The following is a 13,061-nucleotide window of genomic DNA, read 5'->3' as shown; positions in this document are numbered from 1 at the left end:
GTCACTCCGGCAGTGCAAAGAGCACCGTTGTCGTGTTGTGAAAGCCGCTGAGTTGTCCAGCCTGCATACACAGCTCCCCGTACGTCTCGAACCCAGCAACTGGGGCTGATAGGGTCGATGTGATCCCATCGACAGCCGATGAAAACGCGTCGTCGAAGAGAATTTGACGGCACGCACAGTCGTAGACGAACGCGCCAGCGATATTACCGTTACACGGCGAAACAGCGTCTGCAGCAGCCTGCTCGGCGGACGCGATCTGGTCCGCTCTGTTGCCATGCATTATCCGGAGGACAGTCCCCTCCGGGATATCGACGGCAAACTGTAGTGCGCCGGTTTCTTCAATCGCAGTCCGGGGCCAGCGGATCTTGTAGCTCTCGCCCTGATCGATGCCGAACAGATATGCGACCATGAGCTTCCTGAGCTCCGCTGAACCGACTGGGACATCATCGACCGTTATTCCTGTTGTCTCCGCAACGTGGTCTCGAACAGCGTCTTTCCACACTTCAAACGCTGGTTCACCGTTGAGTTCGTGAACCACGTTTCCGGAGACGTCGGTTACCTCCCACGGCTCTGAGATGGGGGTGTGTCCGTGGTTGACAGTAATGACTGGACGCTTTTCGCCGGAGACCAGCACGATAACGACTGCGTCGTCGACAACTGACTCATCGCAAAACACCGGTGTCGACTCCATTCGGAGACCATCAGACGCGGCCCCACCTGCGAATTCGACATAGGGGCCAAGCCGTCGCTGGACTGATAGCGACAACTGTTCACCGACGCCTGCAAGCCCGTCGTGGAGGACGAGCGCTGACTGGTAGGGTTCCTCGATGTTTTCTGGAAGCGACCGGACAGCGTCTCTGACAGCCCCGCGGGTGTTCTCGCTGAGACCGGCGGAGAGGGCCGTATCGAACCGGAACGAGTCGCTGGTAACGAGTGTGACGGCCACGCCGGCATCCATCGCTCGCTCTTCGGTGAACGTGCCGCCAGCCGTGCAACCGACAACGGCTGTCTCGTCGTCGACGAGCGCATTCACGCCCGCCAGCACGGCCTCGGCATCGAACTGTGAGCTAGCAAACACTTGACAGAAATCAACCCGATCCACGTCTAGTCGGTCACGGGCAGTGCTGGTCGCCTCCCGGCCAGCGCGCCGACCAGCAGTCGCTACCGATGTACCTGTCGCGACCGCCGTACTCGCGTCCGACAGAGACGGCATAATACAACAGTTGTTGGCGTGTAAGCCTATATACTCCGCCCCAGAAATATCAGATCTGATATTACTACTGGCCGACGAGGGCGCACCGTCCCGATCAGGCCAGCGCGAGCGCGATACCGAACGTAAGCACCAGTCCGACCAGCAGGACGCCGAGCCCCGTCCCGACCTGAGACATGGTGAACGGGCTCTGCGGGGCCGTCGACCGAAGCGGCGGTTCTCGTGCGGGCAGTTCGACGTGTTCGGGGTCGTAATCCGGCCGATCCTCCTCGTGGTGGTCGTCTGCCATGGCCGGTGATTCTGGGGCGTCGTACGTGTAGCTGTCGGATTGTCACTGCGTACTCGGCCAGACACTTGCACCAGTCGAAACGGTCAAACGGCGTTGCGTCGAACTCACAGGTATCGAATGACGCTCACGAAACGGATCATCCCCTGTATCGACGTCGACGTGGACGAGAACGGGGACGCGGCGGTGTACACGGGAGTCAACTTCGAGGATCTGGAGTACACCGGGGACCCGGTAGAGATGGCCAAGGCCTACAACGAATCCGGGGCCGACGAGTTCGTCTTTCTGGACATCACAGCCTCCGCTGAGGGGCGAGAGACGATGCTCGATACAGTTTCGGCCGTGGCTGACGAGGTGTTCATCCCGCTGACCGTCGGCGGCGGCATCCGCACCCGCGCCGATATCAAGGAGACGCTGCGGGCCGGCGCGGACAAGGTCTCGATCAACTCCGGCGCTATTGCCGAACCTGACCTCATCAACGAGGGCGCGGCGGCGTTCGGGAGCCAGTGTATCGTCATCTCCGTCGACGCCCGCCGGCGTTTCGACGACGAGGGCGAGTACTATGCAGAAGTCGACGGCGAGTCCTGTTGGTTCGAATGCACGGTCAAGGGCGGGCGCGAGGGGACTGGACTAGACGTCATCGAGTGGGCCACTGAAGCAGAAGAGCGCGGCGCGGGCGAGCTGTTCGTCAACTCCATCGACGCCGATGGAACCAAGGACGGATACGACATCCCACTGATGAAAGCCGTCTGTGACACCGTCTCAACGCCGGTTATCGCCTCTTCGGGCTGTGGCGGCCCGGAAGATATGGAAGAAGTGTTCGTCGACGCCGGCGCGGACGCCGGCCTCGCTGCCTCCATCTTCCACTTCGGCGAGTACTCCATCGCCGAGACCAAGGAGTACCTCGACAGCAAGGGGATTCCGGTCCGACTGTAACGCCATCTCCGACTTAGGGTAGCAATATTAAATACCCGCACCTGTCATTATATTTGTATGACGCAGTTCTTCTGTCGCCTCGGATGCCTCGGTTTTCCCCGCGTCTCGGCGTTCGATATCGGTTCCCGCTGTGAGCAGTCACACCCATCCCGGCCCCTGGCAGCAGGTGTCAACGGAGTCGAACGGTTCCGATGAGTCAGCTTATGACCGAGCGACCGTGGAGGAACACCGCCGGAGAACCGCAGCACTGTGGCCCGGCATCGGGCAGGTTTTATCCGCCCAACACGGAGCATCAACAATGAAATGGCGGTGTGAATGGTGTGGCAAACCCCACGAAGAGAACGACCCGCCGTGTGACAACTGCGGGCACGGCTCCTTCGAGGAGGCCGTGACGCAGGTCAACGAGGAGGTCGTCGAGGGCGGGCCCAGATGGGTCTGTCTGGACTGCGGTCGCCAGCACCAGAAGAACTCCCCGCCGTGCAAACGCTGTGGGGGGAGTAACTTCGAGCGGCGGACGGGGCCGCCGGAGGACGATCCGCTCGATGAGATACAGACCGGGTGGCTGGACGTACTCGAGACGAAGTACGTACTCGGCTACGCCGCCGTGGCACTGCTGCTCGGCCTCATCGTGCTCGCTGCTGTGGGCGGTATCACGCTGCCGGGCTTTGCTGCCGAAACCCCCACCGGCCCACCGTCGATTGCGTCCCCTGCCGGGAGCGGCGACACCGTCAACTCGCTCTCGCTCGCCGAGGTCGAGGACACCTACGTCGACGTGTACAATGTCCGGCGGTCGGGCGTCGGCGGTGGAACGGTCTCACGAAACGCGACCATAGACGACGCCGCGGCCTACTACAATAAGGGCCGCGTCGATGTGCGATACGACAACGCGGAGCGGCCCACGCGAGAGGGGGTGTCCCGATTTGATCTCCCCTGTGACCGCCCAGTCGTGGTCAGCTACGAGGTGGCCTACGACCGGACGCCGCAGTCACTCGCCCAGTTCCAGAACGAGACGGCGCTGGCAACCGCGCTTGTCGACAGCTACCTCGAGCGGGGCAACAGGATTCAGACGTCGGATGCCGGACTGATCGGCCTCGATATCCACGTCGGTCCGGACGAACGCGTGTTCGTCACGTACGTACTCTGCTAGAATTACGCGGCGGCTTCGAACGCGTCAGTGAAGTTGTCCGCCTTCTCGATGACGGCGTCAGTCCCGTCTTCGAGGGCTTCGAGCGCGTCGACGCCCTCCGCGGTTTTGATGGTCAGTACCGGGTCCGTCTGGCCACCGGACTGCTCCGGGTTCACGTCGTAGGTCGCCGCCGTGACGCCCTCTGTCTCCAGCAGCGCCCCCTTGATGACGTTCATGAACGTGTGGTCCTCACCGGCGATTTCGATAGAGAGTTCCGTGTCGGATTTGTCGATAACGCGAAGGTCCATACCCACAGTTTGGTCACCTGCGACCCATCAACGCTTCGCTTCCCGTCCGCTGTGTCGGTGAGGCCGTGAAACCCGTGTGCTACACCAGCGCGTACACCATCAGGAAGCCAAAGTAGATGAGGACGAGCGCGCCCAGTGCCTGGAGTCGGAACGTCGAAAGCGACTCCTCCTCCTCGTCGTGGGCTGCCCGGAAGGCATCGACCTCCTCGTCGTCGAGTTCGTTGGGGTGGGCCAGGCCGCGGTGGAGCGCGAGCCAAGACTCGCGGGCGAACGGCCGGCCGCAGTACGAGCAGGTGTAGGCCGTGGCGTCGGCCGGGACATCGTAGGCTGCGTCGTCGTCAGTACCTGTCGCTGCCGTATCGGCCACTGGCTGGGTTGCTGTGTCAGTCATAGATGTGGGAGTGCCACCTCCGGCTGTGAGACGACCCAGAGGCTCGTCATCGTGTAGAACACCATGACCGCGATGAAGGGGTACTGCGACCGAATCGCCTGCAGCCGCGCGGGAAACAGATCGTACGCGGCGGCGTGGGCCACCCAGATGGCGACCAGATGGCCGACGATGACCGATGCGAGCGCGACCGCGCCGAACCACGCCGGCAGGTCGACGGTCGGCACTACTGCCGGGTCCGCAAACGGCGACGAGAGTGCGACGGCCAGCGAGGGCGCGAGCACGAGGAAGTACCCGAGGTAGTGTGCGAAATGATAGCCGACGGCGATGGCGACGAGCGGCGGTGCGAACCGCTGTGCGAGAACCGCCGGGGTCAGATACGTCTCCGACATATCACGGGAGAGCCGGACCGCGAGTCGATACACGCCGAGGAAGCCGGCGAAACCGACGGCGAGCGCGACCGGATACAGGAGATGCGGCGGGACGCCGGCCGCGACGATTGGCGTCGTCAGGTCGCGCCAGGCCGGCGTCGTGACCAGCCCGTCGTAGGTCGTGACCCACAGCAGTGCGACCACGAACGCCACCTCGTCAGGTCCGTCGACCAGCCGCGGCGTTGAGAGGTCCATGCCGGGGAGCCGGAGTCGGAGTCCGTCCTCGTCGCGGCCGATAGGCGCAAAGCGACCGTAGTAGCCGAACACCCGCTCGACCGGGTCGGCGTAGCCGAACCAGTCGTCGGGTCCGAACACGAGCGCGCCCGCGAGTGTCAGCACGGTGTATCCGGCGACGACCGACGCAAGCAGCCGCGGCTGGTCGGCGAGCGGGCTGACGACTTCCAGCCACACCAGCACGAGCAGGCCGCCGACAGCGGGCCACGATCCGACGCGGGTCGGGTAGCTGCGGTCGAGCGTCGGGAGGAGTCGAGCGAGGGTCTTGAACGGATTGAGCGTCGCCCAACTGTTTCCCACGAGGTACGTCGTCATCGCCAGCCCGGCCCACCAGCCGACCCAGACGAGTAGTATCGCGAGGTTCGTTCGGGCGTTCGTCGGTCCGAGGAAGCCGACGACGAACACCGCGGCGAGTCCGGCGAGCCCGATGAGTTGCCCGGCGTACTCCAGAACGTGCTCGTAATCGCCTGATAGCGGCCGCCCCCAGTCGTGGATACGCTCGACAAACGCCCGGTCGGTGACGAACGAGGCCAGCAGGAACGACGCGCCGACGGCCGCACCACCAGTACTCAGGAAGAGCCACGTCGGTATCGTTAGCGACTCTCGCCCGCCGCCGGCGAGACTGCCGCCGTGTGCGCTCGCCGTCCCCGTCGCGGCCAGCCAGCCCAGCCCACACACCACCAGCGCGACCGTACGACGCCTCCCAGATGTCATCGTCGGCAGTTGGGTCTTCGCCCCCGTGTAGCTTCCGGGATGTCGGCGAGTCACCCGTCGGACCGGGCTGGCGGCGGCACAGTCCGCAGGGAATTGGATGGGCTTTTAGTATTCCGTTCGCAAGGGCCCTAGTATGAGTGTCTCCGATGAACACGCGGACGACGGGCACGGGGAACACCACCTCCCGGCGACGGAGGACTGGCCCCACGGATTCGGCGAGGCCAGCTGGTGGCCCTTTGTGACGGCGATCGGTGGTTCGGGCATCTACGTCAGCGCGGCTCTGCTCGTGCTCTCGATGGGTGAAAACGCACTTGTCAGCCAGACGGTCGGGGCGGGAGCAATGGCCGGGAGCGTCGGCCTCTTCCTCGTCGGCATCTACGGCTGGCTGTACCACGCCTTCGTCTCGGACTTCTGGGACCGCGGTACGGACTACCACTCCGATAAGACGCTGAAGTTCGCGATGCTGCTGTTTCTGGGGACCGAAGTCGCAACCTTCGGCGCTGGCTTCGTCTACTACTTCATCGTGCGTGGCGGCGAGGTCTGGACACAGGCGGCAGTGCCCGAGGTGTTCGGCTCGCTGGTGATAATCAACACGCTGATTCTGGTCGCCAGTTCGGTGACGCTGCACTACAGTCACATCGCACTCCGTAACGGGAACCGGAGCCGGTTCATGCAGTTGCTGGGCGTGACGCTGCTGCTCGGCATCGTCTTCATCGGCGGGCAGGTGTACGAGTACTACGAGTTCATCGTCCACGAGGGCTTCACAGTCGGTGGCGGCATCTACGGCTCCGCGTTCTACGGGCTGACGGGACTCCACGGGCTCCACGTTACAATGGGGGCCGTGCTTCTCGGTATCGTTTTCGTCCGCTCGTACTACGGTCAGTACTCGGCTGAACGGCACACCTCCGTCTCGACGGCGTCGATGTACTGGCACTTCGTCGACATCGTCTGGATCTTCCTCGTTGTCGTGCTCTACATGGGCGCGAATCTGGTGTAGGTCGCCGACGAGTTTTAGACAGCCGCCGCTCGTTTCACACGCATGGACCAGCTAGACGTCAGCGAGAGCTTCGACGTACACGAGTACCGACACGGGCTCAAGCTGCTGAAAGACGACCGCGGGACGATGACGCTGTCGAACCGGCAGGGATTCGCCTGTCCGGCCTGTGGCAACGAGTTCGAGACGCTCTTTATAAGCGAAAAGCGGACGAACACTTTCGGAGACCCCGGGTCGCCCTTCTGCCTGGTTCGGACTGACGACCAGCTACTGGTCCTGACACATTGAGCCGTCTCGGCCCCGGTAACAAGGCTTATTCCACCTGACCCGATTCGGTGAGGTATGAATCGGATTGTCCCTGCGCTCGGTCTCGCTGCCCTCGTCGTCCTCTCCGGCTGTGTGACGGCGACGGTTGACTCAACAGTGGCCGCCGACGGCACAGTTTCGGAGTACGACCTGACTCTCGAAATGTCCCCGTCGGTGTACGACGGCCTCCAGAGCCAGGCCCAGCAGGAAGGCTATGATTCGGTCGAGGGGTATCTACTTGCCGACGTGAACACCAGTCGGATGGCGAACCACACGTACGAGCAAGAGCTGGAGGGTGAGAACGTCACGCTCTCGATGACGTTCACGGACTGGAACCCTGGCCCGGAAAGCGACGTGTCGGTCAACGCCAGCGGGGGCAACGTCACGTACGAAGACCGGACGTTCGTCACTGCGAACGAGGATACCGACGTGGCCTTCGGCGATGGCGTCGCAGTCGAGTACCAGCTGACGATGCCCGCCGACGTCTCGTCTTCGAACGCTGATATCGTTCAGAACGAAACTGCTGTCTGGGAGTACGAAGCTGACGAACCAGTCGACGAACCGATCCGCGCGACCAGCCCTGCACCGTCGTCAGCCTTCGGTCCCGGAATGGGGATTCCCGTCGCAGTCGTGGCGCTGCTCGGGGCCGCACTGCTGGCCAACCGGGACTGATACTGTCGGCTGTAACTCCTGAAGATACTCACTACCTCGGGGTAGCAATATTCTCCACGAGATTACAGCCGGTAGTATGTGTAGCTGAGGCGTCATCACATGCACTGTTCCTTGCTCCCGGATCGGAGTCTACAGTCTCTGGCCAGGTGGCTGATACTCTCCTCAGACAGTAGAACGCGCGATTCCGCCAATATATACGATACTTTATAATGTGTGTTTATTGCTGTTTCGTCCGGACACAGGATGATGCGCGCAGCTAGACTCCATGAATACACGCACGATATGTCGAACGGGCTCTCAATAGATGAAGTAAATGCGCCACAGGTCGCGTCCGGGGACGATGTCATCGTTGACGTCGAAGGGGCAGGCTGGTGCCAGACTGACAATCACATCATCGAGGGAATGTGGGAGCAATACGTCCAACAAGACCTCCCGATGACGCTGGGGCACGAGAACGCCGGCACAGTCGTCGAGACAGGCGATGATGTCGACATCGTCTCGGAAGGCGACCAGGTTATCTGTCATCCAGTCCAGACCTGTGGCACCTGCCGACCGTGCCGGCAAGGAGAGACGATGTACTGCGAGAACGACGCGTTCAACGGCCTGACGACGGACGGCGGCTTCGCCGACCAGCTACTGACCAGCGACCGGTCGGTCATCCCGCTGCCCGAGGGCGTCGACCCTGCCGACATCGCCCCGCACGCCGACGCTGGTATCACGGCCTACCACGCAGCGAAGAAGGCCGTCGACGGGCTCAATCCGGGCGACACTGCGGTCGTTATCGGTATCGGCGGGCTCGGCCACATCGGCCTCCAGTGCCTCGACGCCATGTGTGCCGCCGACCTCGTCGCTGTCGACATCAAGCAGTCCGCCCGCGATCTCGCCGACGATCTCGGCGCACACCACACCATCGACCCCGAAAGCGAGGACGTCGCCAGCGAGGTCGAAGCCATCAGCGACGGCGTCGGGGCCGCGCAGGTGCTCGATTTCGTCGGGGCCGACGAGACGACGGCGCTCGCGCCCGACATCTGTGCTGCGGGCGGCGACCACCACATCATCGGCTACGGCGGCCACATCCACGAACCCGCCCAAGCGCTCGTCAACGGCGAGTTCGCCTATCAGGGCAACATCGTCGGTCAGTACACCGAACTCCAGGAACTGGTCGCGCTCGTCGACCGCGGCGCGGTCGACCTGCACACGACCCAGTACGGCCTCGACGAGGTGAACACCGTCGCACAGAAACTCGAAGACCGGGAGATAGACGGGCGCGCGGTTATCACACCCTGAACCGCCTGGGTTGCGGTGTCGTCGACAGGGCACTCGCTTGCGGCTCACCGCCCGTTGGTGCGGGTCTGTTCCGCTTCGTCAGCTAGATCGCGATAGCGTCTGAGAAACACGCCCTGGCTCACGGTCCCAGCGCCGGCCGCTTCGAGTCGGTCTTCCAGCCCGCCCCGGTCGAAGTGGCAGTACTCCCGATAGCAGGGCTTGCACAGATACTCGAAGGACTTGTCGTCACGGTTCCAGCGGTTGCCGTACTTGTCGTATTCCCGGGCATCCGACCGAGCGACCGTTTCACCGCAGGCGATGCAACAGACCTCTTCGTCGGCGTCGCGGTGCCAGGCGTTTCTGAAATCCATCAGAACCACACTCCGTCTGACTGCCCACACGTGTGACCGTCGAACCACTCTCCCGGGCACACAGCAGTACGCGCCGGCGATCTGTACTGTGTGATCATCGTTTACAGACGGAAATTCTATCCAGAAGCCCGTTGCCGTATCGCCTCACTGGCGAGGGTCGTTTTTACACGGCTTGTGAGTGACCGCTATGCCAGCGACGCCGGACCGACGGCCGCTGGTAGACTAATCTCAGTATGAGAAAGACGTGTCGGAACGATCCTAGAAAGAAGAAGCCGGTGGAGGGATTTGAACCCTCGGCCTAATCCTTACGAAGGATTCGCTCTGCCAGTCTGAGCTACACCGGCGCGTCGCTCGTGTACATCAGTTAATGGACGCATAACCGCAATAAGGATTGCGAATCGGGGCCACCGAGAGGGACGTTCTCACTCCGCTCGGGACCCGACGACAGTGACCGGGTCGTCCGCCTCAAGCAGGACCTGCTGGGAGACGCTCCCGAACACGGCCTTGCCGGTCGGCGACCGCTTTCGTGACCCCATGACAATCTGGTCGACATCGAACTCATCGGCCAGTTCGATGATACCGTCGGCCGGCGGCTGCTGGCCCTCGGCTAATTGGACATCGACGTCGTGGTCTTCGAGGTAGTCACGCACGAGCCTGACTGTCGAGATCCGCTCGACGTTGCGTATCTCCTCGGGTGCTTCCGCCTCTTCCTTGGTCAGTGCGTGTGTGATTACGGCCTCGATCTCGGTCTCAGCAGACGGTAGCTCCGCGACGAAGGCGGCCTGGCCGCGGGCGCGGTCTTCGTCGGCGTCGACGGGGACAAGTATCGTGTACATGTTTTACCTCCTAGATACAAGCGTCCGACTTCCTCGTCGTTAAGCAGTTCGGTCCCCGTGCCGGTGGTGACAATAATTGTTCGCTCAGCGCGTCAGTCGGACATCGAGAACGACGTTGTGTTCCTTCGGGGCATAGGATCGAACGGTGTGGCGCGTTTCGACTGTCACGTCGTAGGCCGGCTCCGCGGCCGCCCGGATCGCTCGCTCGCCGGGCCCGAACAGATCGTCCTCGTACTGAATGTCGTAGTAATGAAGAACGCATTCATCGGACGCCAGGCGAACGGCGGTCTCCAGAAACTCGTCGGCGCTGTGGGGCAGGTTCATCACGAGGCGATCAGCCCACCCCTCGTACTCGCCGGCGACCTCGCGAACATCGCCGCAAATGCCCGTCACACGGTCGGCGACGCCGTTGCGCTGTGCGTTTGTCCGGAGGTACTCGATCGCCGTCTCGTTGATGTCGGTCCCGACGCAGGTCGTCCCGCGTTTGGCAAATGGAATCACGAACGGACCGACGCCGGCGAACATGTCGAAGGCGTGCTCGCCCTCGTTGACCTGCTCGGTGACGCGATGGCGTTCTGTCGCCAGCCGCGGCGAGAAGTACACTTCGGCGAGGTCAAGGTCGAACGTACAGCCGTACTCCCGGTGGGTGACCTCTGTCCCTTCACCAGCGAGTACGTCCCAGTCTCGGACCCGCTGCTCTCCCTTAATCTTCGACGCGCGGTTCAACACCGCTCGCACGGGCAGGTCCGAATCCATAATCGCGTCGGCAATCGCCCGCGCCCGCTCGTCGTCGTCCTCGTCGACAATCGCGACGTTACCGATGCGCTCGTAACTCGGATCGAAGTTGAGGGCGTCCGCCGGCATCGTCTGACCCTCGCGTACCGGCGGGTCGGCCTCCACAACGGTGAGGTCCGACGGCACCGCCGTGGGGTCGGTGACGGGGACGTACAGCTGCCCATCGACGACTGTGATGTCGTAGCCGTCGTCGACGAGGTTTGCCTCGGCGAGGCGCTGGCGCGTCTCTTCGCCGACCTCGCGGGAAACACGAACGCAGGGAACGGCCATACGTTTCCTCCCCGACGGTGGGCGGTAAGCCTGACGCTTCGCGCCCTTTATCCGCGGCGGCGACCCACTCTGTGTATGCTCACATTCGTCGGGCTGGGCCTCTACGACGAACGCTCGGTCACGGTTGCGGGACGTGACGCTATCCGGGATGCCGACCGGGTGTTCGCCGAATTCTACACAAGCCGGCTGATCGGTACTGATATCGAAACGCTGGAGGATACGCTGGGGACGAGTATCGAAGTCAGGGACCGAGCCGGCATCGAACAGGACCCGGAACCGATTCTTGAAGCCGCCGAGCGCGAAAACGTCGTCTTCTGTACCGCCGGGGATACGATGGTCTCGACGACACACACCGACCTCCGACTCCGTGCCGAGGACCGTGGTATCGAAACCCGAATCGTCCACGGAACGACCGCCCAGACTGCCGCCGGCTCGCTGACCGGCCTGCAGAACTACCGCTTCGGCAAAGCAACGACTCTTCCGTTCGAGGACGCCCACGGCGGTGACGGCGTTCCGGACAGCGTCGTCGCTACTATCGAAGACAATCAGGACCGAGATCTGCATACGCTGGTCTACCTCGATATCAAGGTCGACGACCCCCACTGGGACGACAGTGACGACACGTACATGACAGCCAGCCAGGCCGCCGCCATGCTATCTGGGCCGTTCCCAGACACACTCGGCGTCGTCGTAGCCAGAGCCGGCAGCCCGGACCCGCTAGTGGTCGCCGATACGCTCGACGAACTCGCTACACAGACGTTCGGTGAACCGCTACACCTGCTCGTGATCCCCGGTTCGCTCCACCCGCTCGAAGCGGACGTACTTGAGTCACTTGCTGGAGCAGCAGTCGAATAACAGCCGTCGTTTCCACGACGCAGTTCAGTCGTCACCGGGCGTTGCGGGACTCGATTCCGACTGGTTCTTTTCGAACGCCGTTCCGAGGTCGTACTCCGTGCCGGTCACCAGAAACAGGAGGTCCTCGATGATAACCGTGAGTTCCGGTAGCTCCCGCATCAGCACCCACGTCAGCCCGACGAGGACGATAACGGAGCCGAACTGCGCCAGCATCCGGTCGACGATGTAGTAGGACACGAGCTGTGCGTCGCTGAGGCCGAACAGTGCCATGATCGCTCCCGGGAAGAACTGCGCCTTCTGGAGGCCAAAAGCCAGCGCGATCCCGAGGTTCCGAAGGAGATTCAGTACGTAGATGATACCGACAGCCACGACCAGCACGCGGAGTTTCCGTCGCCACGGTGCCCTGACTGCCAGTATTCCGCCAGCGAAGATGGAGATACTGCCAATACCTGTACAGGCCAGAATGATAGTGTACGTTATCGGGCGCTCGTGTTCGCCGAACCAGAACGTGTTTTCGTAGGGGTACTGCTTCGACGCGATATCGATACCGTTGTGCGAGAGCCCGCTGACTACCATCGGGTCGTACCCGATTAGGGTCATGAGGAACGCGACCTGATCCGTGACAATCTCGATGATTATCTGGCGGAGCGGCCCGATAGTGAGGAAGGGGACGTAGATGACGCCCATGATACCGATGGCACGGGTCAACACCAGCAGTGACTCTCGCCCGTTCCAGAGTAAATAGCCGGTGTACAGCGACAGAGGGACTGCGATGATGCTCCCCAGGCCCTCAACGACGCTTTTCTGTATCAGAATGAAATGCGGAGCCAGGGCGAGCCAGTACACTGCGAACAGCCCCCAGCCGACCGTTGCGACTGGACGGGCCAGTCGCTCGTCATACTGGGCGACAGCCACACTTCCCAGAAACGCCGCGAGAACGAGCCACATCAGCGGCTCCGAGACCGCGACCGGGTCGAACGACAGTCCAGCGATATCGACACCTGCCTGCAGGACTGTCTCACTCATTGCTCGTACGTTAGCCAAACCGGCGTATATGTTTTGT

Annotated in this window: 16 protein-coding genes and 1 tRNA gene; 7 read left to right on the top strand and 10 right to left on the bottom strand. The window is 62.5% G+C overall.

Going from position 1 to position 13,061, the window contains the following annotated elements:
* Position 1: 1 nt before the first annotated feature.
* Positions 2–1,213: an FIST signal transduction protein gene (locus tag C444_RS06680; protein ID WP_004591773.1), complete on the bottom strand. Its 1,212-nt coding sequence runs from the start codon at positions 1,211–1,213 to the stop codon at positions 2–4.
* 94 nt (positions 1,214–1,307) lie between these two features.
* On the bottom strand, positions 1,308–1,499 hold the full coding sequence (locus tag C444_RS06675; RefSeq protein WP_004591771.1) for a DUF7550 family protein: 192 nt from the start codon (positions 1,497–1,499) through the stop codon (positions 1,308–1,310).
* Between the two features lie 117 nt (positions 1,500–1,616).
* On the opposite strand from C444_RS06675, the gene hisF reads away from it, so the two are divergent.
* Both hisF and C444_RS06665 read left to right on the top strand, forming a co-directional pair.
* Positions 1,617–2,432 (top strand): imidazole glycerol phosphate synthase subunit HisF, encoded by an 816-nt coding sequence (gene hisF, locus C444_RS06670; RefSeq protein ID WP_004591769.1) that lies wholly within the window; start codon positions 1,617–1,619, stop codon positions 2,430–2,432.
* Positions 2,433–2,730: 298 nt separating this feature from the next.
* The gene (locus C444_RS06665) at positions 2,731–3,579 is read left to right on the top strand and encodes a toprim domain-containing protein (RefSeq protein ID WP_004591767.1); all 849 of its coding nucleotides are present in this window, start codon (positions 2,731–2,733) and stop codon (positions 3,577–3,579) included.
* 2 nt (positions 3,580–3,581) lie between these two features.
* Here C444_RS06665 and C444_RS06660 read toward each other — a convergent pair whose 3' ends face one another.
* From C444_RS06660 to C444_RS06650, 3 genes are all read right to left on the bottom strand, one after another.
* The gene (locus C444_RS06660; protein WP_004591765.1) at positions 3,582–3,866 is read right to left on the bottom strand and encodes a DNA-directed RNA polymerase subunit L; all 285 of its coding nucleotides are present in this window, start codon (positions 3,864–3,866) and stop codon (positions 3,582–3,584) included.
* A gap of 79 nt (positions 3,867–3,945) precedes the next feature.
* Positions 3,946–4,257 carry a C2H2-type zinc finger protein gene (locus C444_RS06655; protein WP_004591763.1) on the bottom strand — a complete coding sequence of 104 codons (312 nt, stop codon included), beginning with the start codon at positions 4,255–4,257 and terminating at the stop codon, positions 3,946–3,948.
* Positions 4,254–5,600: a hypothetical protein gene (locus tag C444_RS06650; protein WP_004591762.1), complete on the bottom strand. Its 1,347-nt coding sequence runs from the start codon at positions 5,598–5,600 to the stop codon at positions 4,254–4,256. Before C444_RS06650 ends, C444_RS06655 begins: the two co-directional genes overlap by 4 nt.
* A gap of 166 nt (positions 5,601–5,766) precedes the next feature.
* Between C444_RS06650 and C444_RS06645 the strand changes: the two genes are divergently transcribed.
* The 4 genes from C444_RS06645 (at position 5,767) to C444_RS06630 (ending at position 8,892) form a co-directional block, all read left to right on the top strand.
* Positions 5,767–6,630 carry a cytochrome c oxidase subunit 3 gene (locus C444_RS06645; RefSeq protein WP_004591760.1) on the top strand — a complete coding sequence of 288 codons (864 nt, stop codon included), beginning with the start codon at positions 5,767–5,769 and terminating at the stop codon, positions 6,628–6,630.
* Between the two features lie 42 nt (positions 6,631–6,672).
* Positions 6,673–6,915 carry a DUF7385 family protein gene (locus tag C444_RS06640; RefSeq protein ID WP_004591759.1) on the top strand — a complete coding sequence of 81 codons (243 nt, stop codon included), beginning with the start codon at positions 6,673–6,675 and terminating at the stop codon, positions 6,913–6,915.
* A 54-nt stretch (positions 6,916–6,969) separates the two neighbouring features.
* On the top strand, positions 6,970–7,605 hold the full coding sequence (locus tag C444_RS06635; RefSeq protein WP_004591757.1) for a PGF-CTERM sorting domain-containing protein: 636 nt from the start codon (positions 6,970–6,972) through the stop codon (positions 7,603–7,605).
* A 246-nt stretch (positions 7,606–7,851) separates the two neighbouring features.
* Positions 7,852–8,892 carry an NAD(P)-dependent alcohol dehydrogenase gene (locus C444_RS06630; protein ID WP_004591755.1) on the top strand — a complete coding sequence of 347 codons (1,041 nt, stop codon included), beginning with the start codon at positions 7,852–7,854 and terminating at the stop codon, positions 8,890–8,892.
* Positions 8,893–8,936: 44 nt separating this feature from the next.
* Here the strand turns inward: C444_RS06630 and C444_RS06625 are convergent, their stop codons facing one another.
* From C444_RS06625 to C444_RS06610, 4 genes are all read right to left on the bottom strand, one after another.
* A complete protein-coding gene (locus C444_RS06625) occupies positions 8,937–9,242 on the bottom strand; it encodes a DUF7562 family protein (protein ID WP_004591753.1) in 306 nt (101 codons plus the stop codon).
* Between the two features lie 270 nt (positions 9,243–9,512).
* Positions 9,513–9,586: transfer RNA gene (locus C444_RS06620), tRNA-Thr, on the bottom strand.
* 78 nt (positions 9,587–9,664) lie between these two features.
* Positions 9,665–10,078 carry a universal stress protein gene (locus C444_RS06615; protein ID WP_004591751.1) on the bottom strand — a complete coding sequence of 138 codons (414 nt, stop codon included), beginning with the start codon at positions 10,076–10,078 and terminating at the stop codon, positions 9,665–9,667.
* Between the two features lie 84 nt (positions 10,079–10,162).
* The gene (locus C444_RS06610) at positions 10,163–11,143 is read right to left on the bottom strand and encodes a class I SAM-dependent methyltransferase (RefSeq protein WP_004591749.1); all 981 of its coding nucleotides are present in this window, start codon (positions 11,141–11,143) and stop codon (positions 10,163–10,165) included.
* 75 nt (positions 11,144–11,218) lie between these two features.
* Between C444_RS06610 and dph5 the strand changes: the two genes are divergently transcribed.
* Positions 11,219–11,998: a diphthine synthase gene (gene dph5, locus C444_RS06605; protein ID WP_004591747.1), complete on the top strand. Its 780-nt coding sequence runs from the start codon at positions 11,219–11,221 to the stop codon at positions 11,996–11,998.
* A 24-nt stretch (positions 11,999–12,022) separates the two neighbouring features.
* Here dph5 and artA read toward each other — a convergent pair whose 3' ends face one another.
* Entirely contained in the window at positions 12,023–13,024 is a 1,002-nt protein-coding gene (gene artA, locus C444_RS06600; protein WP_004591745.1) for an archaeosortase A, read from the bottom strand.
* Positions 13,025–13,061: the final 37 nt, after the last annotated feature.

It is taken from the genome of Haloarcula japonica DSM 6131 (assembly GCF_000336635.1).
Classification (GTDB): domain Archaea; phylum Halobacteriota; class Halobacteria; order Halobacteriales; family Haloarculaceae; genus Haloarcula; species Haloarcula japonica.
This window is presented reverse-complemented; position numbering and strand designations above follow the sequence as displayed.